This window comes from Caballeronia insecticola (genome assembly GCF_000402035.1).
GTDB lineage: Bacteria > Pseudomonadota > Gammaproteobacteria > Burkholderiales > Burkholderiaceae > Caballeronia > Caballeronia insecticola.
Map to the genome: position 1 here is coordinate 1379006 of NC_021287.1, position 21087 is coordinate 1400092.

General features: G+C 64.7%; 19 protein-coding genes and 1 tRNA gene. 10 read left to right on the forward strand and 10 right to left on the reverse strand.

Translation table 11 applies throughout. The annotated features are described in order from the left end of the window. Positions 1–54 precede the first annotated feature (54 nt). Genes BRPE64_RS06425 through BRPE64_RS06435 form a run of 3 tightly spaced genes read left to right on the forward strand, consistent with a single transcriptional unit; the run spans position 55 to position 2956 of the window. Positions 55–1233 (forward strand): ABC transporter ATP-binding protein, encoded by a 1179-nt coding sequence (locus BRPE64_RS06425; protein ID WP_044042022.1) that lies wholly within the window; start codon positions 55–57, stop codon positions 1231–1233. Next, positions 1230–2138 (forward strand): ABC transporter permease subunit, encoded by a 909-nt coding sequence (locus BRPE64_RS06430; RefSeq protein ID WP_016345247.1) that lies wholly within the window; start codon positions 1230–1232, stop codon positions 2136–2138. The genes BRPE64_RS06425 and BRPE64_RS06430 overlap by 4 nt, the downstream gene beginning before the upstream one ends. Further along, positions 2138–2956: an ABC transporter permease subunit gene (locus BRPE64_RS06435; protein WP_044042023.1), complete on the forward strand. Its 819-nt coding sequence runs from the start codon at positions 2138–2140 to the stop codon at positions 2954–2956. The genes BRPE64_RS06430 and BRPE64_RS06435 overlap by 1 nt, the downstream gene beginning before the upstream one ends. Positions 2957–3004: 48 nt before the next feature. Here BRPE64_RS06435 and BRPE64_RS06440 read toward each other — a convergent pair whose 3' ends face one another. The 3 genes from BRPE64_RS06440 to mfd all read right to left on the reverse strand — a co-directional run bounded on the left by BRPE64_RS06440 (position 3005) and on the right by mfd (position 8828). Continuing rightward, positions 3005–4006 (reverse strand): threonine/serine dehydratase, encoded by a 1002-nt coding sequence (locus BRPE64_RS06440; protein ID WP_016345249.1) that lies wholly within the window; start codon positions 4004–4006, stop codon positions 3005–3007. Positions 4007–4026: 20 nt separating this feature from the next. Continuing rightward, complete coding sequence (argE, locus tag BRPE64_RS06445; RefSeq protein ID WP_016345250.1) at positions 4027–5262, reverse strand: acetylornithine deacetylase; 1236 nt, start codon at positions 5260–5262, stop codon at positions 4027–4029. A gap of 89 nt (positions 5263–5351) precedes the next feature. Continuing rightward, complete coding sequence (mfd, locus tag BRPE64_RS06450) at positions 5352–8828, reverse strand: transcription-repair coupling factor (RefSeq protein ID WP_016345251.1); 3477 nt, start codon at positions 8826–8828, stop codon at positions 5352–5354. A gap of 125 nt (positions 8829–8953) precedes the next feature. On the opposite strand from mfd, the gene ispD reads away from it, so the two are divergent. Both ispD and ispF read left to right on the forward strand, forming a co-directional pair. After that, complete coding sequence (gene ispD, locus BRPE64_RS06455; RefSeq protein WP_044041311.1) at positions 8954–9688, forward strand: 2-C-methyl-D-erythritol 4-phosphate cytidylyltransferase; 735 nt, start codon at positions 8954–8956, stop codon at positions 9686–9688. Positions 9689–9721: 33 nt separating this feature from the next. Beyond that, entirely contained in the window at positions 9722–10213 is a 492-nt protein-coding gene (ispF, locus tag BRPE64_RS06460; RefSeq protein ID WP_016345253.1) for a 2-C-methyl-D-erythritol 2,4-cyclodiphosphate synthase, read from the forward strand. Positions 10214–10251: 38 nt separating this feature from the next. On the opposite strand, the gene BRPE64_RS06465 is transcribed toward ispF, so the two are convergent. The 4 genes from BRPE64_RS06465 to ompR form a co-directional block, all read right to left on the reverse strand. Continuing rightward, the gene (locus BRPE64_RS06465) at positions 10252–10776 is read right to left on the reverse strand and encodes a carboxymuconolactone decarboxylase family protein (protein ID WP_044042024.1); all 525 of its coding nucleotides are present in this window, start codon (positions 10774–10776) and stop codon (positions 10252–10254) included. Positions 10777–10906: 130 nt separating this feature from the next. Beyond that, complete coding sequence (locus BRPE64_RS06470; RefSeq protein WP_016345255.1) at positions 10907–11455, reverse strand: peroxiredoxin; 549 nt, start codon at positions 11453–11455, stop codon at positions 10907–10909. 218 nt (positions 11456–11673) lie between these two features. Next, positions 11674–13047 (reverse strand): ATP-binding protein, encoded by a 1374-nt coding sequence (locus BRPE64_RS06475; RefSeq protein WP_016345256.1) that lies wholly within the window; start codon positions 13045–13047, stop codon positions 11674–11676. 60 nt (positions 13048–13107) lie between these two features. Continuing rightward, the gene (gene ompR, locus BRPE64_RS06480) at positions 13108–13833 is read right to left on the reverse strand and encodes an osmolarity response regulator transcription factor OmpR (protein WP_016345257.1); all 726 of its coding nucleotides are present in this window, start codon (positions 13831–13833) and stop codon (positions 13108–13110) included. A gap of 244 nt (positions 13834–14077) precedes the next feature. On the opposite strand from ompR, the gene BRPE64_RS06485 reads away from it, so the two are divergent. Next, positions 14078–14470 (forward strand): hypothetical protein, encoded by a 393-nt coding sequence (locus BRPE64_RS06485; RefSeq protein ID WP_144063328.1) that lies wholly within the window; start codon positions 14078–14080, stop codon positions 14468–14470. 16 nt (positions 14471–14486) lie between these two features. After that, positions 14487–15446 carry a DUF1501 domain-containing protein gene (locus tag BRPE64_RS06490; protein WP_016345259.1) on the forward strand — a complete coding sequence of 320 codons (960 nt, stop codon included), beginning with the start codon at positions 14487–14489 and terminating at the stop codon, positions 15444–15446. Here BRPE64_RS06490 and BRPE64_RS06495 read toward each other — a convergent pair. Beyond that, positions 15443–16333 carry a squalene/phytoene synthase family protein gene (locus tag BRPE64_RS06495; protein ID WP_173405436.1) on the reverse strand — a complete coding sequence of 297 codons (891 nt, stop codon included), beginning with the start codon at positions 16331–16333 and terminating at the stop codon, positions 15443–15445. The genes BRPE64_RS06490 and BRPE64_RS06495 overlap by 4 nt on opposite strands. A 257-nt stretch (positions 16334–16590) precedes the next feature. Here BRPE64_RS06495 and BRPE64_RS06500 point away from each other — a divergent pair, with 257 nt between their 5' ends. Further along, a complete protein-coding gene (locus BRPE64_RS06500; protein ID WP_016345262.1) occupies positions 16591–16977 on the forward strand; it encodes a DUF5594 family protein in 387 nt (128 codons plus the stop codon). Positions 16978–17029: 52 nt separating this feature from the next. On the opposite strand, the gene BRPE64_RS06505 is transcribed toward BRPE64_RS06500, so the two are convergent. Then, positions 17030–17116 (reverse strand) — tRNA-Leu (locus tag BRPE64_RS06505). A 291-nt stretch (positions 17117–17407) separates the two neighbouring features. Here BRPE64_RS06505 and BRPE64_RS06510 point away from each other — a divergent pair. Both BRPE64_RS06510 and BRPE64_RS06515 read left to right on the forward strand, forming a co-directional pair. After that, the gene (locus BRPE64_RS06510) at positions 17408–17791 is read left to right on the forward strand and encodes a DUF2946 domain-containing protein (protein ID WP_016345263.1); all 384 of its coding nucleotides are present in this window, start codon (positions 17408–17410) and stop codon (positions 17789–17791) included. Between the two features lie 183 nt (positions 17792–17974). Beyond that, the gene (locus BRPE64_RS06515) at positions 17975–19435 is read left to right on the forward strand and encodes a PepSY-associated TM helix domain-containing protein (RefSeq protein ID WP_044041312.1); all 1461 of its coding nucleotides are present in this window, start codon (positions 17975–17977) and stop codon (positions 19433–19435) included. Positions 19436–19458: 23 nt separating this feature from the next. Here the strand turns inward: BRPE64_RS06515 and BRPE64_RS06520 are convergent, their stop codons facing one another. Beyond that, complete coding sequence (locus BRPE64_RS06520) at positions 19459–20604, reverse strand: glycerate kinase (protein WP_044041313.1); 1146 nt, start codon at positions 20602–20604, stop codon at positions 19459–19461. Positions 20605–21087: the final 483 nt, after the last annotated feature.

Here is a 21087-nt window from a genome sequence, read left to right on the forward strand (position 1 = left end):
TCGTGGCCGATCCCGGTCACGAAGCACATGCAAGCAGGAGTCGGGCAGGCAATCATGAGTGAGCAGTCGAGCGCGTTGAAGGGGACGCCCAACGGATCTGGCGGCCGGCGCGAGCCGGGCGGCGTCGCAGCGGGCGTGAGCCTGGACGACAACTTCGTGCAGATCGTCGACGTCGTGAAGAAATTCGGCGAAACGACGGCCGTGCGGGGCGTCAATCTGTCGGTGAAGAAGGGCGAATTGTTCGCGCTGCTCGGCAGCTCGGGCTGCGGAAAATCGACGCTGCTGCGCATGCTGGCCGGCCTCGAATCCGTGACCGAAGGGCAGATCCTGATCGACGGCGAAGACCTCGCGAAGATGCCGCCCTATACCCGGCCGGTCAACATGATGTTCCAGTCCTATGCGCTGTTTCCGCACATGAGCGTGGAATCGAATGTCGCGTTCGGGCTGAAGCAGGAGGGCGTGCGCGGCGGCGAACTCAAGGAGCGCGTGCACAAGGCGCTCGAACTCGTGCAGATGGCGCAGTACGCGAAACGCAAGCCGCATCAGCTGTCGGGCGGGCAGCAGCAGCGCGTGGCGCTCGCGCGCAGTCTCGTCAAGCGTCCGAAGCTCCTCTTGCTCGACGAACCCATGTCCGCGCTCGACAAGCAGATCCGTCAGCGCACGCAGATCGAGCTGGTCAATATCCTGGATCAAGTGGGCGTGACCTGCATCATGGTGACGCACGATCAGGAAGAAGCCATGACCATGGCCAACCGTCTCGCCGTGATGAGCGAAGGGCGGATCGTCCAGCTCGGCACGCCGCACGAGGTCTACGAGTATCCGAACAGCCGCTTCTCGGCGGGCTTCATCGGCTCGACCAATCTGTTCGACGGCACGGTCGTCGAGGACGAGCCCGATCACGTGTTCGTCGAAACGCCGGATCTGCCGGTGCGCATGTACGTGAATCACGGCATCACCGGGCCGCTCGGCATGCCGGTGACGATCTCGGTGCGGCCGGAGCGCATCGCGCTGATGCGCAAGCCGCCCGAGGGCGCGTACAACTGGGGCCGCGGCAAGGTGAGCAACATCGCGTACATGGGCGGCTACACGCTCTATCACGTGACGCTCGATTCCGGCAAGGTCGTGGTCGCGAACGTGTCGAGCCTCGCGCTCGGCGAGATCGATTCGCCCACTTTCGACGACGAAGTCTACGTGCGCTGGAGCGCGTCGGCGGGCGTGGTGCTGACCTCATGATGACGAACCTGCTCAAGCGCATGGGCGTGAGCGGGCGCACGCTGGTCATCGGCGGGCCGTATCTGTGGCTGCTGATGCTGTTCTTCGTGCCGTTCCTGCTCGTCGTGAAGATCAGCTTCGCGGACAGTCAACTGGGCATTCCGCCGTACACGGAACTGCTCGCGATGAAAGACGGCGTGATGAACATCGCGCTCGACTTTTCGCACTACGCGTTCCTCGTGCAGGACAGCCTGTACTTCGCGACCTACATGAATTCGCTGCTGGTCGCGGCGGTCTCGACGGTCCTGTGCCTGCTGATCGGCTATCCGATGGCGTATTACATCGCGCGCTCGAACCCGGCCACGCGCAATCTGCTGCTGATGGCCGTGATGCTGCCGTTCTGGACCTCGTTCCTGATCCGCGTGTACGCGTGGATCGGCATTCTCAAGAACAACGGTCTGCTCAACAACTTCCTGATGTCGATCGGTCTGATTCATTCGCCGATCGAGCTCTATCACACGAACACCGCGGTGTATATCGGCATGGTGTACTCGTATTTGCCGTTTCTCGTGATGCCGCTTTACGCGCATCTCGTGAAGATGGACCTGACCTTGCTCGAAGCCGCTTACGACCTCGGCGCGAAGCCGTGGAAGGCGTTCGTGCAGATCACGCTGCCGCTGTCGAAGAACGGCATCATCGCCGGGTGCCTGCTCGTGTTCATTCCCGCGGTCGGCGAGTACGTGATTCCGGAGTTGCTCGGCGGCGCGGACACGCTGATGATCGGCCGCGTCATGTGGAACGAGTTCTTCGACAACGCCGACTGGCCGATGGCCTCCGCCGTCACCTGCGCGATGGTGCTGCTGCTGCTCGTGCCGATGGCGCTTTTCCAGCATTTCCAGGCGAAGCAACTGGAGGAAAAGCGATGATCAAGCCGAGCCGTCCGCTTCAAATCACCGCGCTCGGGATCGGGTTCGCGTTTCTGTATATCCCGATCATCAGCCTGATCGTCTACTCGTTCAACGACTCGCCGCTCGTCACCGTGTGGACCGAGTTTTCGCTCAAGTGGTACCGGGCGCTCTGGACCGACGACGAACTCATCAGCGCCGCGTGGCTGTCGCTGCGCATCGCGTTCATGACGGCGTGCGCGTCGGTCGTGATCGGCACGTGGGCGGGCTTCGTGCTCGCGCGCATGGGCCGCTTCAAGGGCTTCACGCTCTACACGGGCATGATCAACGCGCCGCTCGTGATTCCCGAAGTCATTCAGGGCATCTCGCTGTTGCTGCTGTTCGTCGAAATGGCGAAGCTGATCGGCTGGCCGGCGGGGCGCGGACTCTTCACAATCTGGATCGGCCACGTGATGCTGTGCATCTCGTATGTGGCGATCATCGTCGAATCGCGCGTGCGCGAGCTGAATCCGTCGCTGGAAGAAGCCGCGCTCGATCTCGGCGCCACGCCGTTGCGTGTGTTCTTCACGATCACGCTGCCGCTCATCTCGCAGGCGCTCGTGGCTGGCTGGCTGCTGTCGTTTACGCTGTCGATCGATGATCTCGTGCTGTCGGCGTTCCTCTCCGGCCCCGGTTCGACGACGCTCCCGCTCGTCGTATTCTCGCGCGTGCGGCTGGGTCTGAATCCGGAAATGAACGCGCTCGCGACGCTGTTCATCGCGTTCGTCACGGCGGGCGTGATCGCCGCGAATTACTTCATGCAGCGCAGCGAGCGCAGACGGCTCGCGGCTGTCATGTGAAGACGACGCGCCGCGTTTGAAAACGCGGCGCTGCTTGACCGGTACGCGTCAGACCGCGGAAAGATGACGCGCGAACGTGGCGGGATCGGTATTGGTGCCGCACAACAAGACGCCCACGCGCTTGCCCTGCAGACGCTCGCGCAGCGGGCCGAGCAGGGCGGCGGTGGCGGCGGCGCACGCCGGTTCGACCGCGAGCTTCAGTTCGCTGAATAGCTGCAGCATGCCGTGACGCAACGCATCGTCCGATACGGTGACGATCTCATCGATATGCCGGCGACACAGTTCATAACTGTACTGCTCGGTATGCGGCGCCATCAGCGAGTCGGCAATGCCGTGCATCGCGCCCATCTTGATGGTGTGATTCGCGGCGAAGCTGCGGCTCATCGCGTCCGAGCCTTCCGGTTCCACGCCGTACACGTGCAGCGACGGATTCGCGAGCCGCATGGCTGTCGACACGCCTGCGGCCAGCCCGCCGCCGCCGATCGGCAGAATCACCGCGTCGAGATCGGGCGCCTGCGAGGTCCACTCGTAGCCGAGCGTGGCCGTGCCGAGCACCGTGCGATAGCCGTTGAACGGATGGATAAACACGCGTCCTTCCTCCGCCTCGACGCGCCGCACGACATCGAAGGCTTCCGCGACGTTTTCCGCGAACACGACTTCCGCGCCGAAGCGCCGGCACAGCGCGACCCGCGCCGGGCTCGCGCTGCGGATGATCACCACCTTCGCGCCCACTTCCATGCGCTGCGCCGCGTACGCGACCGCCACTGCATGATTGCCCGCCGACACGCACGTGACACCCGCCGAGCGTTCGCTGTCGGAGAGTGCGAGGATGTTCGAGAACGCGCCGCGCGCCTTGAACGTGCCGCTCGCCTGAAGCAGCTCAAACTTGAACGTGATGGGCGTGCCTTCGAGCGTCGGAAAATCGTGGCGCTCGAACGTCGGCGTGCGCGCGACCCAGGGCGTGAGGGCCATGTGCTGCTCGGCGATGTCGTCGAGCGTCGGGATCGGCGTGCCGTCGATGGTGTTATCGGAATGCGTGGCGGTGGACATGGCTTCGCGTGCGTTGAAGGTCAGCGGGCTTGCGCGTCGACGGACATGCTGTGGATGAACTTGCCGAGGAACGCCTCGCATTGCACGAGCTGTTCGAGCGACACGTACTCGTTCGCCTTGTGCGCCTGCTCGATATTGCCCGGCCCGCAGACGATGCTCGGCACGCCCGCATTGGCGAACAGGCCGGCTTCGGTGCCGTAGGCGACCTTGCGCTTGTCCTGATTTTCCGTGAGCGCGCGCACGAGTTGCGTGATGGCGGCCTGCTCGGTCGCATCCAGCCCGGGCGCGGACGCGAGCTTCGTGAACTCGATGGCGGCGTTGCCATGCTCTTTCAGCATCTTCGGCAGCAACGTGTCCCGCGCGTAGGCTTCGATGCGCCCGAAGATCTGTGCGGGGTCGATCGTCGGCAGATTGCGGAATTCGAAGTCGAAGGTGCATTCGGCGGGCACGGTGTTGATCGCGTTGCCGCCTTTGATCGTGCTCGTCTGGCCGGTGGTGAAGGGCACGTCGTAGAGTTCGTCGAACGGTCCGTTGGCGCGGAATTCATCGACGAGATCGCGAATATGGCAGATGAGCCGCGCCGCGTATTCGATTGCGTTCAGGCCTTTGGGCGTCAGCGACGAATGGGCGGCGAACCCGCGCACGCAGCAGCGATACGTGTTGATGCCCTTGTGCGCGATGACCGGGCGCATCGAGGTCGGCTCGCCGACGATGCAGCCGTCCGGCCGCACGCCGCGCTTTTGCAGGTCGGCGATCATCAGCGGCGCGCCGGCGCAGCCGACTTCTTCGTCGTATGAAAGCGCGAAGTGGATGGGTTTCGCGAGCTTCGTCGCCTGCATCTGCGGCAGCAACGCGAGCGCCGCGCCGATAAACCCCTTCATGTCGCACGTGCCGCGGCCGTACAGCAGGCCGTTGCGCACTTCGGGTTTGAAGGGATCGCTGTGCCAGTCCTGACCGTCGACCGGCACGACATCCGTATGACCCGACAGCACGATGCCGCCGTTGGTCTCGCCGTCATGCGCCGGCACGGTTGCGAAAAGATTCGCCCATTGGCCGCGCGGATCCGTGGTGATGGTGGCGTTCACGCCTGCGTGGCGCAATTCGTCGCGCACGGTTTCGATGAGCCCGAGGTTCGGATTGCGGCTGACGGTATCGAAAGAAACGAGTTTTTCGATCCATGGCAGCGAGGCCGGCGACGAACTGCTGGACGAGGAAGATGAGGCTTCGAGATGCGCCTTATCAGCGATCTGTGACATGTTTTGACTCCTGCGGACAGAGTTCGATCATAGCCGAAATAACGACTGCCCAGCGGGAGCCAAAAACACGCGGATGCCGCCTGAACGCCTTAGCGCACCGCCGCAACCGGTTGCCGCACCGGTCCGCCGAGCGCGCGCAGCGTCTCCTTGACCGTCGAGATGCGCACCGCGAGATCGGGGCTGCGCGTCTCGATGCGCAGCTTGTCCTGTCCCGCCAGCTTGATGTGCTTGTGCTTCTGAACCATCTCGATGATCTTCATGCCATCGACAGGCGGATTCGGCACGAACTGCAGCGAGATGGATTGTTCGGCGGCGTCGATCTTCGAGATGCCGAGCGGTTTCGCGGCGAGCCGCAGCCGATGCGTCTCGACGAGCGCATGCGCCTGCGGCGGCAGCTTGCCGAAGCGGTCGACGAGCTCTTCCAGAATGCCGTCGATCGCATCGCTCGATTCGCAGTTCGCGAGACGTTTGTAGAGCGACAGACGCTCCTGCACGTCGCCGCAGTAATCGGCGGGCAGGATCGCGGGCGCGTGCAGGTTGATCTCGGTCGTCGCCGCGAGCGGCGCGTTGAGGTCCGGCTCACGGCCTTCCTTGAGCGCGCGCACGGCGTCGTTCAGCATGTCGGTGTAGAGCTGGAAGCCGATCTCGTGGATTTCGCCGGATTGTTTGTCGCCGAGCACTTCGCCGGTGCCGCGAATTTCGAGGTCGTGCATCGCGAGATAGAAGCCCGAGCCGAGTTCTTCCATCTGCTGGATCGCTTCCAGCCGGCGCTGCGCCTGCTTCGTCAGCGCCTGCGGATCGTGCACGAGCAGATACGCATACGCCTGGTGATGCGAGCGCCCGACGCGCCCGCGCAACTGGTGCAACTGCGCGAGGCCGAATTTGTCCGCGCGATGCATAAGGATGGTGTTCGCACTCGGCACGTCGATGCCGGTCTCGATGATCGTCGTACACAGCAGCACGTTCGCGCGCTGGCCGACGAAATCGCGCATCACGCGTTCGAGTTCGCGTTCGTGCATCTGGCCGTGCGCGACCGCGATGCGCGCCTCGGGCACGAGCGCCTCCAGCATGGTACGGCGGTTCTCGATGGTTTCGACTTCGTTGTGCAGGAAGTACACCTGCCCGCCGCGTTTGAGTTCGCGCAGCATCGCTTCGCGAATCACGCCGTCTTCCTCGCGCCGCACGAAGGTCTTGATGGCGAGGCGCTTCTGCGGCGCGGTTGCGATCACCGAGAAATCGCGCAGGCCTTCGAGCGCCATGCCGAGCGTGCGCGGAATCGGCGTTGCGGTGAGCGTGAGCACGTCGACTTCGGCGCGCAGGGCCTTCAGCGCTTCCTTCTGACGCACGCCGAAACGGTGTTCCTCGTCGATGATCACAAGCCCGAGCCGCTTGAACTTGACATCGCTCGACAACAGCTTGTGCGTGCCGATGACGATATCCACGCTGCCTTCGTTGATCTGCTGCACCGACTGCGACACTTCCTTCGTGCTCTTGAAGCGCGACAGTTCCGCGATGCGCACGGGCCAGTCGGCGAAGCGGTCGGTGAAGGTCTGCGTGTGCTGCTCGGCGAGCAGCGTAGTGGGCGAGAGAATCGCGACCTGCTTGCCCGCCATCACCGCGATGAACGCCGCACGCAACGCGACCTCGGTCTTGCCGAAGCCGACGTCGCCGCACACGAGCCGGTCCATCGGCTTGCCGCTCGTCATGTCGCCGATGACGGCTGCGATCGCTGCCGCCTGATCGGGCGTCTCCTCGAAGCCGAAGCTTTCCGCGAACTTGGTGTAGTCGCGCGGCTCAAGCTTGAACGCGTAGCCTTCGCGCGCGGCGCGGCGCGCGTAGAGGTTGAGCAGTTCGGCGGCCGTATCGCGGATTTGCTGCGCCGCCTTGCGCTTCGCCTTTTCCCACTGACCGGAGCCGAGCGAATGCAAGGGCGCGCTTTCCGGGTCCGCGCCGCTATAGCGCGAGATCACGTGCAATTGCGCGACCGGCACGTAGAGCTTGGCGTCGTTCTGATACTCGAGATGCAGGAATTCGGTTTCGCCTTCGCCGAGATCCATCGACACGAGGCCCATATAGCGGCCGATGCCATGTTGCGCATGCACGACCGGATCGCCGATCTTCAACTCGGCGAGATCGCGCACCATCGAATCGACATTGCTCGCCTGTTCCTGGCGACGGCGTCCGGCGCGGCGCGCGAGCGGCCCGTAAAGCTCCGTCTCGGTGATGATCGCGAGCTTCTCCGCCGGCAGCGCGAAGCCGTTGGCGAGCGGCGCGATGCCGAGCGTGAACTTGGCCTCGCTCGTGAGCCATTCGTGGAACGTGTCGCGCGATTCGCCGCGCAGGCCGTTATCCGCGAGCAATTGCTGGATCGTCTCGCGCCGCCCGGCCGATTCCGCGACGAGCATCACGCGGTTGTCCGTCTGCTCCAGATAATGGCGCAGCGCGAGCAGCGGCTCGTCGGCATGGCGGTCGAGCGCGAGGCCCGGCAGCGGCACGGCCCAGCCGCCTTCGGGCACGGCCGGGAATTTCAGCTGCGCGAAGGGCTTGGCGAAGGTGAAGAAATCGTCGTCGGTGAGAAAGAGGCGGCGCGGTTCGAGCAGCGGCCGCTCGCGGTCGTGCCCGAGAAAGTTGAAGCGCTGCTTCGTGTCGTTCGTGAAGCGTTTGATGGCCGTATCGAGATCGCCGACGAACGCAAGCTGCGAACCTTCCGGCAAGTAGTGGAACAGCGTTGCCGTCTCTTCGAAAAACAGCGGCAGATAATATTCGATGCCCGCCGACGGCACGCCGTTGCCGATGTCCTTGTAGATCTGCGAGCGGCTCGGATCGCCCTCGAACACTTCGCGCCAGCGGCTGCGAAACGCGGTGCGCGCGGCTTCGTCGAACGGAAACTCGCGTCCGGGCAAGAGGCGCACGTCGCGCACGGGGTAGAGGCTGCGCTGCGTGTCGGGATCGAAGGCGCGGATCGAATCCACCTGATCGTCGAACAGGTCGAGCCGGTACGGCAGCGCCGAGCCCATCGGATACAGGTCGATGAGCGAGCCCCGCACGCAGTATTCGCCCGGACGAACGACCTGGCTCACGTGCTCGTAGCCCGCGAGCGTCAGTTGCGCCTTGAGCTTGGCTTCGTCCAGACGCTCGCCCTGCGTGAACGAGAACGTGTAGGCCGCGAGAAACGACGCCGGCGGCATGCGATAGAGCGCGGTCGTCGCGGGGACGATCAGGATGTCGCAGCGTCCTTCGCCGAGATCGTGCAGCGTCGCCAGCCGCTCGGACACGAGATCCTGATGCGGCGAGAACGTGTCGTAGGGCAGCGTTTCCCAGTCGGGCAGCAGGCGCACGCGGGCGTCCGGCGCGAAAAACGGGATTTCGGCGGCGAGACGCTGTGCGTCGACCGCGCTCGCGGTCACGACCGTCAGGAGCGGCACGCTCTCGCGATGTGCCGCGTGATAGCGCGCGATGGCGAGCGAATCCGACGAACCGGTCGCGCCGTCGAAGGCGAAACGCTGACCTGGCTTGACGAACGCTAGGGGAGAACTGGACTGCGCGTTGACGGCTTTGGAGGGCATAAGGTGTGCATGGAGCCGTCCGGCGCGCCAGTCGAAAATACGAACTGACGTGCGGCGGACGTGGTCGCGAAGGACCTATTATAAAATCCGGGCTTCAACTTTGACTTGGCCGACGCCATTCGCCCGTGACTTCCCGCCTGTTTTCACTGATTCCCTGCGCCGGGACCGGCAGCCGTTCCGGTGCGCCGATGCCGAAGCAATACCAGACTGTCGCGGGCCGACCGATGCTTGCATACACGCTCGCAGCGTTCGACGCCTGTTCCGAATTCTCGCAGACCCTGGTCGTGCTCGCACCGGACGACCATCATTTCGACGCGCGCCGCTTCGCCGGGCTGCGTTTCGCGGTGGAGCGCTGCGGCGGCGCGTCGCGGCAGGCGTCGGTCTACAACGGGCTGCTCGCGCTCGCACGTTTCGGCGCGCGCGCCGACGACTGGGTGCTCGTGCACGATGCCGCGCGGCCCGGCATCACGCCGGAGCTGATCCGCAAGCTCGTCGCGGAATTGCGCGATGATCCGGTCGGCGGCATTCTCGCGCTGCCGGTCGCGGATACGCTCAAACGCGTGGCGCAGGCCATGCCCGATGTGGCGGCGCCTGCGGGCGGCGAGGAAACCCGCATCGCCCGCACGGAATCGCGCGACGGCCTGTGGCAGGCGCAGACGCCGCAGATGTTCCGGCTCGGCATGCTGCGCGAGGCGATCGAGCGTGCGCGCCACGACGGCCACGACCTGACCGACGAAGCCAGCGCCATCGAATGGCTCGGGCATTCGCCGAAGCTAGTTCAGGGCAGCCTGCGCAACTTCAAGGTGACGTATCCGGAAGATTTCGCGCTTGCGGGCGCGATGCTTTCCGCCCACGCCTGACTCTCAACCCAGACTCAACCAAGGTTTGCATCGATGGATTTCAGAATCGGACAAGGGTACGACGTCCACCAGCTCGTCGAGGGCCGCCCGCTCATCATCGGCGGGGTGACGATTCCCTACGAACGCGGCCTGCTCGGCCACTCGGACGCCGACGTGCTGCTGCACGCGATCACCGACGCGCTGTTCGGCGCGGCATCGCTCGGCGACATCGGCCGGCATTTTCCCGACACGGCGACCGAATTCGCCGGCGCCGACAGCCGCGTGCTGCTGCGTGAAGCAATGAAACGCGTGACTGACGCGGGTTTCGCGATCGTCAACGTGGACAGCACGGTGATCGCGCAGGCGCCCAAGCTCGCGCCTCACATCGAGGCGATGTGCGCGAACATCGCCGCCGATCTCGACTTGTCCATCGACCGCGTGAACGTGAAGGCCAAGACCAACGAGAAGCTCGGCTATCTCGGCCGCAAAGAGGGCATCGAGGCGCAGGCCGCGGTGCTGCTGCGCCGGACGTCGATCGATCGCTGAGAAACGCCCGCCGGTCTCGCGTGACGCCGCCCGGCGGACTATTTCCCTTCCGCTTCGATCGTCAGCGCGACCGCGTTGATCACCGCCGCGATGCGGCCGACGTCGCGCAATTGCGTCGTCGACATGCCTTCGGTCACGAGATTTTCGTAGTGCGACTTCACGCAGAAGTGACACTTTCCGATGATCGACGCCGCGAGCGCATACATCTCGAAGCGCCGCTTGTCGACGCCGCCATGCGACGCATACGCGTTCATGCGCAAGTTGGCGGGCTGCGTCTTCAGGTCGGCGTTGTCGGCCATCTCCAGATACGGGTACCAGACGTTGTTCATGCCCATCAGCGCCGAGGCCGTGAGCACCGCATTCGTCTCTTCCGGCGACAGCACGCCGGCGCCGCGGATGATGCGGACGAGCTTCGTCGCCTTTGCCGCATAAGCCGCCGCGAGCGCGACGCCGACCGCGTCATTGCCTTCGAGCGACGAACGGGCAATCGTGCCGTCAACGTTCAATCGGATGTCCTTCGCGTAGTCCGGCACGAGTTCCTTGATCGCAGACAGGAATTCCATCGTGTTCTCCTCTTCGTGATGCATGTGGCGCTTGTGGCGCTTGTGACGCTTGTGACGCTTGTGACGTTAAAAAGCCCGCCAGCGCCGAACACATCCGGCCGATGGCGGGCCTGGCGGCAACCCGAATGCTTTAGAGCGTCGAGCCGCCGACCGCGCGATTGCACGGGCACAGTTCGTCCGTTTGCAAGCCGTCGAGAATGCGCAGGACTTCCTCGGGGCTGCGGCCCACGTTGAGATTGTTGACAGACACATGCTGGATCACGTTGTCCGGATCGACGATGAAGGTCGCACGCAACGCCACGCCCGCTTCCTTGTCACGCACGCCGAGCTGGTCGATCAGTTCGCCTTTCACGTCGCCGAACGCATAGTGGTTCAGCTTGTTCAGATCCTTGTGCTCACGGCGCCATGCCAGCTTGACGAACTCGTTGTCGACGCTGCCGCCGAGCAGCACGGCGTCGCGATCCTCGAAGTCCCGCGCCAACTTGGCGAACTCGACGATCTCCGTCGGGCACACGAAGGTGAAGTCCTTCGGATAGAAATAGATGATCTTCCACTTGCCCGGAAAGGACTGCTCGGTGATTTCCTCGAAGGCGGACTGGCCGTTTTCTTCGTGGTGGTTGAAACCCGGCTTTGCAGCGGTGACGGTGAATGCTTCGACTTTATCGCCAACGGTCTTCATGCAGTAGCTCCTGTTGAATCGTTGAAAGGACAAGCGCAAATCAGACTGGAATCACACTACCGAATCGCCGTAACGCCCGCGTGACACTGTCGTGCCAGGCACGCTGGGCGTTAGCCCGTTTCATCTTAACTCTATAAAAATAATGATCTCAATAGTTTTTAACTAACCCACCGGATAGCTTTTCCCGAATGCAGCGATGAAAGGGACAAGAAGGGCAGCTAGTCGCGCGCGCCGTCGAAGCGCGCGCCGCCCTTGAGCGGCGGAAAGTCGATGGTCACTTCGAAACCCGGCAGCGGCGTGCGGTTGCGCAGGCGCAGCGTGCCGCGCTGACGCGTGACGAGACGTTGCACGATGGCCATGCCGAGACCCGTGCCGTTCGCCTGCGTGCGCGCCGTATCGACGCGATAGAACGGGCGGGTGATGAGCGCAACCTGATCGTCGGGGATGCCGCAGCCTTCATCCATCACCGACAGTTCAACCTTGCCGTGCGCCACGCGCGTTTGCAGCGTGATGCGCGCGATGTCGTCGTGCTCGCTGCGACCGTACTTGCGCGCGTTTTCGAGCAGGTTGCCGACCACGCGGCGCGCATCCGTCGGATCGCCTTCGATTACCGCGCCCGACGCGAGATCGGTATGCATCACGACGCCTTCGTCGGCCTGGAAGCGCGCGGCGAGTTCGCTCGCGATCATCGACAGATCGACGGCTTCCGGCATGCGCTGCATCGGCCGCGCGTAGTCGAGGAAGCGCCCGATAATCATGTCCATCTGCTCGATGTCGTCGATCATCGCGAGCTTGGTCGCTTCGTCCGACGGACTCATTTCCGTTTCCAGACGCAGGCGCGCGAGCGGCGTGCGCAGATCGTGCGAGATGCCCGCAAGCATCAGCGCGCGGTCCGCTTCGAGTTGCTCGAGGTCCTGCACCATCTGGTTGAAGCTTCGATTCGTTTCCGCCGCGACGCCCATGCCGCGCTCGGGCAGCGGCTCGGGCGACTGTCCCGAGCCGACCTTGCGCGCCGCGAGTGCGAGGCGCGCGAACGGCCGGTTCACGAGACTCGTGATGAAGGCCGCGCCGAACAGCGACAGCGCGAGCGCGAACACGCCCCAGCCGGCCCATTGCAGGCCGGTGACGGTGTCGAGTTGATCGCGGTCGAGCGCGACCCAGTAGTCGTCGTCATCGATCTTGAAGCTGATCCATACGCCGGGAATGTCGTTCACCGACTGCGCGATGATCGTCTCGTTGCCGAGCCGCCCGCGCACGTCGCGCTCGATCAGCCGGTTGAGCGATTCGTCCGGTTGCAGCTTGTACTTGTCGGTGGTTTCGCGTGGATAGACGCGCACGCCCTCGTTGCTCTCCAGATCCTGAAGCAGCGCGCGGCGCAGGTCGGGATCGGAATAGAGCAGGGCAGTACGCGTGAGCTTGACGACGGCGACGAGCTGCAAAGCCACGCGCTGCGCGCGCGGCTCCCGCTCGATCACGCGAAAGCTCTGAAACCAGGCGGTCAGGCTGACCGCGATGAGCAACGCGATCAGCGCGAAGGTTCGCCAGAACAGGCCGCCGAACGCGAGCGCCAGTAGCCGCCTGTCGATGCGCATGGGTCTGTCGGGTTCAGCTCGGTGAAGGGGAGAAAGCGTGACGAAACTCGCTCAAAACGATCAGGCTGCGCCGTCGGGAATGAAGACGTAGCCGAGGCCCCACACGGTCTGAATGAAACGCGGACTGCTGGGATCGGGCTCGATCAGCTTGCGCAGACGCGAGATCTGCACGTCGAGGCTGCGGTCGAACACTTCGTATTCACGGCCGCGCGCAAGTTCCATGAGCTTTTCACGCGACAGCGGCTGACGGGGATGACGCGCGAACACCTTCAGCACGGAAAACTCGCCGGTGGTCAGCGGAATTTCCTGGCCGTTCTTCGTGAGCGTGCGCGTAGCGAGATTCAAAGCGAACTCGCCGAACTCGAACACTTCGGTGGTTTCGGACGGCGCGCCCGGCAGTTCGGACGGCGTCTGGCGACGCAGCACCGCGTGAATGCGCGCGACGAGTTCGCGCGGATTGAACGGCTTCGGCAGATAGTCGTCGGCGCCCATTTCAAGGCCGACGATGCGATCGACATCTTCGCCCTTCGCCGTGAGCATGATGATCGGCGTACGGTCGTTGCTACCGCGCAGACGGCGGCAGATGGAGAGACCGTCTTCGCCAGGAAGCATCAGGTCGAGCACGAGCAGATCGAAACGCTCGCGCACCCAGAGCTTGTTCATGGCCGGCGCATTCTCCGCGACATACACGTTGAAGCCCTGCTCGCCGAGATAGCGGCGGAGCAGATCGCGCAGGCGCGGGTCGTCGTCGACTACCAGTATTTTTGATGGGTTTTTGGTTTCCATAGGGGCATCTTAGCGCGATTAGCTGGACGTCGAGTTTGTAACAAAAGCGAGTGTAACAGTTCGTTACAAAATTTACGGAGGCTGTGGCACGACCTCAGCCTTTGCTGCGTACACTCCTTTACCTAAGCCCGCCATTCGGTAGATACTCCATTACACCAGCACGTCGTGCGGCCCGACCAAGCCGCGGCGAGACGCGCGCGAAAAGAATGAGGCTGTCCGGTTGTCGAGCAACGAAGGGAAAAACATGAAGGGAGCGCGGCAACGCGGACCCGTGCGCAGCGAGCGCATTTTCAGAAAGACACTTCTTGCCAGTGCGCTCTATGCAGTACTGAGCACACCTCACGCCTATGCGCAATCGAATGGTTTCTCGCGCGACAGCACGACAATCGATCGCAGCATCACCAACCCGCCCAATCGCTTCGATGGCCGCATGATTCGCGCGCAGCAGCGCGTGAGCAGAAGCGCAACCGCGCCCGGTCGCGACCACGACAGCAAGTCGCTCGCAATGCAGTCCATCCAGCAGGTCGACCAGTCGCCGCCCGCGCGCCCGCCGCGCCACACGGTGATGACTGCCGATGAACGGCGGCTCCTGCGACAGCACATCGAAGAAGCCGTACGCGATCTCTACAAGCGATAGACGCCGGCGAGCCGCGATGAACCGACGTCAGTTCCTTTCGATGGCCGGCGCATTCGCAGGATGCACGGGCGGCGTCGGCGAGGCGTTCGCTTTGACTTCGTCGTCGCCTGCTTCTGCTTCTAACGTGCTCGTCATCGTCGATCTCGACGGCGGCAACGACAGCCTGAACACCGTCATTCCGATTGCCGATCCGCTCTATCGAACGCTCAGGCCGGGCCTTGCCATATCCAGGTCGCGCGCCTTGCCGCTCGATGAAAACACGGCGCTGCATCCATCGCTAAGTATGTTGATGAACGTGTGGCATGCGAACGAACTGGCGATCGTGCAGGGCGTCGGTGTCGATGCGACCGAGCGCTCGCATTACCGCTCACGACAGATCTGGGATACGGCGTCGGACGCGGATGAATATCGTCGCGACGGATGGCTCGAACGCGCGAACGGCTCCCGTGCCTCGATGCAGGACGTGGTTGCTTCAGGAAGTTTCGTCGCTGCGTGCGAGGCCGCTGCGAGGCGCATCGCCGCGCGCGATGTGCACGACGCGCCGGACAGCGTGAACGTGATCCGGCTCACGCTGCATGGCTTCGACACGCATGAGAATCAGGCGCAGCGGCATGCGTGGTTGCTGACTCAGCTCGCCGAAGGGCTGGCCTTGTTGCGCACGACGTTGATCGCATCCGGCGACTGGCGACGCACGCTCGTCATGACGCGTTCGGATTTCGGACGATCCGCGCGTGAAAACGCCGCGAGGGGAACGGAGCATGGCGCGGCCGCTTCGCACTTCATGCTGGGCGGCAACGTTCGCGGCGGATTGTTCGGTGCGCCGCCGCGTCTCGATGCGCTCGACGCCGCCGGCGGCCTTGTCGTAGGCATCGACTTCAGAAGCTTCTATGCGACCGCGCTCGCGGCGTGCGGGCACATCGATCCTGCATCGGTCTTCGGTGGGCGCTTCGAGCCGCTGCCGCTGTTGCGCGCCTAGCGCGTGCGCCACGTGATCCACAGCTTGCGGATCGGCGTGAGCGAAATGCGCTGATGCAGCACCTGAAAATTTTCCCGTTCGATCTCGTCGAACAGCGCGAACGACAGCGCCGCCTGCGCGCGCAGGACGCGCTGCGCGGCGCGCTCGGCGGGCGGAATGGCGGCGAGCGCATCCTGCAGCGCGCGGCGGGCGCGATCGACCTGAAAGCGCATGAGCGCGATGAACGCATCGCCGTATTTGCGATTGAGGATGTCCGCGGCCGTCACGTTGAAACGCTGCAACTCGTCGATGGGAATGTAGATGCGCCCGTTCCGCGCATCGTCGCCGATATTTTGCACGCGCTCGGCAAGCAGCAGTGCCGAGCCGAGCGGGGCGGCCCAGGCAGCGGCGTGCTGCGGATCGCGCGCGGTAATGCGGGCCACGACCGTCGCGAAGGCGCCGCCCGTCTGCTCCAGATAGCGCCGGAGGCCGGGCCAGTCGAGATAGCGCGCCTGATCGAGATCCATGCCGAAGCCATCGACGAGCGCGGCGAGCGACGCGCGGCCTGCGTCGTCAAGGAGCACATGCGCCGGTTCGCGCGCGTGCGCCCGCAGCGCTTTGGTCACCGGATGCGTCGGTTCGCCGCCGTCGAGCCGGCCGAGTTCGCTTTGCCACCACGCATGTTTCGTGCGGCCGATGGTCGGATCGCTGGTCTCCTTCGCCGTCTCCTCGAGCTCGCGATGGAGCGCGAACAGCGCGGTCAAAAGCGGTCGCTGCGCCGCCGGCGCGCGTCGCAGCGCGTAGTACGTGCCGGAGCCATCGGGTGCGGCCTTTTGCTGGCAGTAGTCGTCGAAATTCACGAACTTGAATTGGGGGATCGAAGGAAGGGCGCGGCTGGCGGCTTGCATCGCCGGCTGCGGTTTTTGTCGTGAGGCGCCAGGATGTCACGCGTCGGGCGCCCATTTTATCCGGCCAGGCGCGGCTTCGCTGCGCGGCCGCGGCAACACGCGGTGCGCGGACACCGCCACGCCGATGTCCGCGCATGTGCGCCGTACCACTGACGGCGCCTGACGAGCGCGCAACACTGCCGCAATCCGTCCGAGCGACGATCCCCGAACGACGATCCATTTCCGCGCGCGATCCGCGCATGAAGCCGGGAGGCGCCATGGCCCTGAGCAAAACCGAGAACAAGCAATTCGGCGATAAATGCCTGCCGTTCCTCGTGAAGAGCGTGGCGACGGATTTCGGCTTCGACTTTCGCGTGTGCCCGCGCCAGATGCACGTCTCGCCGACGGTCGGTCTGCATATCACCGCGAACCGAAGCACCGGCGCGAGCCTTTCTTATCCGCTCAATGTGTTTGTATTCTGGCAACCGTCGGGCGTGCGGCAGTTCCTGTCGCACGTAGACCGGCCGATTGCCGCCGCGCGCGCGAGCGAGCGTTTGCCGGAGGAAATCAGGCGCGTGATGGGGCAATCGGGCGTCGACTTCGCGGGGCGTTCGCAGGCGAAGGGCGAGGTGATGATGGTCGAACTGGGCGATATCAGCGTCTAGTTCTGCGTCCATCAAAACAAAAACCCCTTTGCCGATGGAAAGGGGTTTCGGGTGGTGCGAGGAGGGGGACTCGAACCCCCACACCCTTGCGGGCGTCAGGACCTAAACCTGGTGCGTCTACCAATTTCGCCATCCTCGCGTCACGGCGGATGTTCCGGGATCGCTTGGGGTTTCGTGGCCGCCGATTCAGCATTTCCGAAGCCCGGCGATCCGCCGTGTCCGGCACCAGTCCAAAGTGCCGAGCCGGAGATTCTAACCGATTCGTCTGGCAATGTCTGCGGATTTGCGTCGCCGCCCGGACGTTGAGAGTGGCATGTGAATCGCTTCGGTGAAACGCGATTCCCGCCATACGCAGCGCAGGATTGCGGCATCCCGATACGCTGCCTACAATCCCGCTCATCCCTCCGTTTTATCGTCCCGACATTCCTTCATGGCTCGCAACGCGCGCAATCGCTTCGTCGCATGGCTCGGCATCGCCGCCATGTGGCTCGCCATTGTCGCGCCGGTCATCGGACAGACGCTCGCCGCGCGCGATCCGCAAGCGGCACTCTGCACGGTCGATGCGCACGAAGCCCACGGTGCCGTTGCGCAAGACGATGCAGCGCCTGCCGGACATCACGATGCCGCGAGCCATTTCGACGCCTGCGCCTATTGCGGCCTGCTCGCGCATCATCTTCCGGTGGCAGCCGGCATCGCGCCGGATGTCGCGCGCATCGAACGCGTCGTGCGCGTGGCGACACATGCAAGCGTCGATTCCGTCTGCGCAAAGTCCTTCAATGCCGCGTGTCCGCGCGCGCCTCCCGTTCTCGTCTGAAGCTGTCTTTCGTCTTGCCGCAGCGCATCGCGACCACGCATTTCCGGAACCGGGAATAGCGCCGCCGCGCTTGCGATACTGTATTCGGGACGCCGCTGCGGCGCGCCGAATACTCCATGTGGATGCGCCCATCGCTTAGCCGGTGCGCAGCGTCCGCATCGCACACATTCAACGAGAATCGCCATGCTTGCACCCAACTCAACCGTGGCCGCCGCCGCGTCGAATGCGGATGCCATCGCGCATCGCCGCACGCTCTGGCGCTGGCATTTCTATGCGGGCCTCTTCGTGATGCCGCTGCTGCTCGTGCTCGCGATCACGGGCACCATCTATTGCTTTCAGCCGCAGATCGAACCGCTGCTTTATCGCGACCGGATGGTCGTCGCGGACACGCACGGCCCGCAACTTTCGCGCGATGTCCTGCTCGCGAAGGCCGCCGCGAGCGAGCCGCGCGGCGCCGTGCCGACGCTCGCGCAGATCGAAACGAACCGCACGCGTAGCGCGGAATTCGTGTTTCGCCTGCCGTCCGGCGAGAGCGAAAGCGTCTACGTCAATCCCTACGACGGCGCGGTGCTCGGCACGCTTTCCGTCGAGCACCGGCTGATGAAGCAGGTGCGCAATCTGCATCGGGGGCTGATGCTCGGCAAGACCGGCGAACTCCTGATGGAACTGGCCGGCTGCTGGACGCTCGTGATGATCGGCACGGGCATCGCGCTGTGGTGGCCGGATCAGTGGCCCGATCGCGCGAAGGCGCGCCAGGGCGGCGTATGGCTGCCGCGGCTGTCGCTCGAGGGGCGCGCGTGGTGGCGGGATCTGCATGCCGTCGGCGGCATCTGGCTCGCGGCGGGCGCGCTTTTCTTCGTGCTCTCCGGGCTGCCGTGGTCGGGTTCGTGGGGTAAGGAGTTCAAGGCGCTCGCGACATCGGCATCGCTCGGCTATCCGAAGGGCGCGTGGGGTCAGGCGCACGTCCATTCGACCGCGCCCAGTGCGGCACAGCAAGCAGCGAAGCCCGCCGACGAACACGCGATGCACGGCATGTCCATGAAAATGGACGACCTGCCGCTCAAGCAGACGCCGTGGGCCGTGGGCGCGACGACCGTGCCGGGCAGCGCGGACGTATCGACGCCGGCCGCGCGCGTATCAATCGACGATATCGTCGCGCTCGCGTCGAGGAACGGCGTCGCGGACGACTACGGCATCGCGCTGCCGAACGCGCCGACAGGCGTCTACACCGTGTCGTATTTCCCCGCCGATCCGCGCGCCGAACGCACGCTACATATCGATCAATACAGCGGCCGCGTGCTGTCGGACATCGGCTATTCAGGCTATGGCCGCGTCGCGAAATGGATTTCGTACGGCACGTCGCTGCACATGGGGCGTTACTTCGGGCTCGCGAACCAGATCGTCTGCTCGGTCATTTCGCTGGGGCTCGCCACGCTGGCCGTGAGCGGCTTCGTCATGTGGATGAAGCGTCGTCCCGCACGCGCGCTCGGTGCGCCGACGCGACCGGTCAGGCGTCCGCCGATGCGCGTCTGGCGCGGCGGTCTCGCCCTGGTCGGCGTGATCTTCCCGCTGATGGGCGCGACGATGCTCGCCGTCTGGTGCTTCGACCGGCTCGCATTCGGCGCGAAGCGCACGCTTGCCTGAGCGGCGTGCGCGCGCCGCCCGGCTCAGTTCGAGCCGAACCGCAGCCGCGTGAGCTGCTCGGCTTCGTTGGCGAGCAGACGCGCGGCGTCGCGGATTGCGGTGTCGAGCGTGATCGGACCCGGCGCGGGCGAGAAGCAGCCGGCGAAAAACTCCGACAGGCGCGGCAGGGCGGCCGAATCGACGGCGCCCGAGAGTAGCGTCGCCGGAACGCCCGCCGTACGCGCGTGCTTGCAGGCGATGAACGGCGCCTTGCCGTGCAGCGTCTGCACATCCGAGCGGCCTTCGCCGGTGATGAGCCAGTTCGCGCCTTCGAGCGCGCCGTCGAGCCCGATCTCGCGCGCGACGACTTCCGCGCCGGTCTCGAAGCGCGCGCCCAGCATGTGCAGCGCGAAGCCTAGCCCGCCCGCCGCGCCCGCTCCCGGTTGGTTGCGTTTGACGACGCCCATCGCGGGTTCGAGCAGATCGGCGAAATGGGTGAGGGCGGCGTCGATCGTCGAAATCTGCTCGGGCGTCACGCCTTTTTGCGGCCCGAAGATCGCGGTCGCGCCGTGGTCGCCGGTGAGCGGATTATCGACGTCCGACATGCCGACGAACTCGACTTCCCTCACGCGCGGATCGAGCCCCGACACGTCGATGCGCGCGATCTGCGCAAGCGCCGACGGGACCGGCTGGAGTTCCTTGCCGCCAGCATCGAAAAGCTTGAGACCCAGTCCGACGAGCAGACCCGCCCCGCCGTCGTTAGTGCTGCTGCCTCCGAGCGCGACGTAGAAAGTGCGCGCGCCGGAGTCGAGCAGCGCGCGGATCGCCTCGCCCATGCCGAGCGTGCTGCGCTCGGTGACGGGCACGGCCATGCCGTCCGGATCGGTGATGCCGACCACTTCGGCCGTCTCGACGATCGCGCCGCCGTCGGCGAGCAGGCCGGTGGCGGCGTCGCGCCGCGCGCTCGCCGCACCGCGCACGTTCAGCATGCGGCGCTCGCCGCCGGCCGCGAGCATGGCGTCGAGCGTGCCTTCGCCGCCGTCGGCCATCGGGCGGATGCGAATGTCGGCATCCGGCCGCGCGCGCCTGATGCCTTCCGCGATGGCGTTCGCCACGCCTTCGGCCGAAAGCGACCCCTTGAAAGAATCGGGAGCGATGACAACTACGGGAGCAGGCGTGGCATTTGGCATGGTGTCTCGAACGTTCTGGTTTGGGAGAGGCGACGGCAAGCCGCGACGGTGTTTTCATGCAGTTATTGCATGCGCTTCATGCGTTGCGGCAATGCATTGCGCACAAAGCGGATTCGTCGCGCGAATCGTGCGTCGGCAAGCTTATCAGCGCGACGCGTCCTGCAAAATAGCCGCGTACGGATAGCGGGAATTGTGCGCGCGTGGCTGCGCGGACAGAACGCGGATTTACGCCGAATTGCGCACCGGAAGCGGGCAAATTCCGCTAAAACAGCGTGTTTACGTTTTCGTTGCCGGGGCCGGCCGGATTTGTTTGCTAAAATGCTTGGCTCTGTTGACTGACACCGTGTCGGGCGACTACCCGGCACTCCCGCGAGATGCGTCGCACAGACGCTTTCGGTGCCAGGCGTTGCTTTCGGCCGGCTCACGCAGAGCCCGCATCCGGACCCGCGCCTTTAGAACCGCGGAAGAACCGAACACTGAATT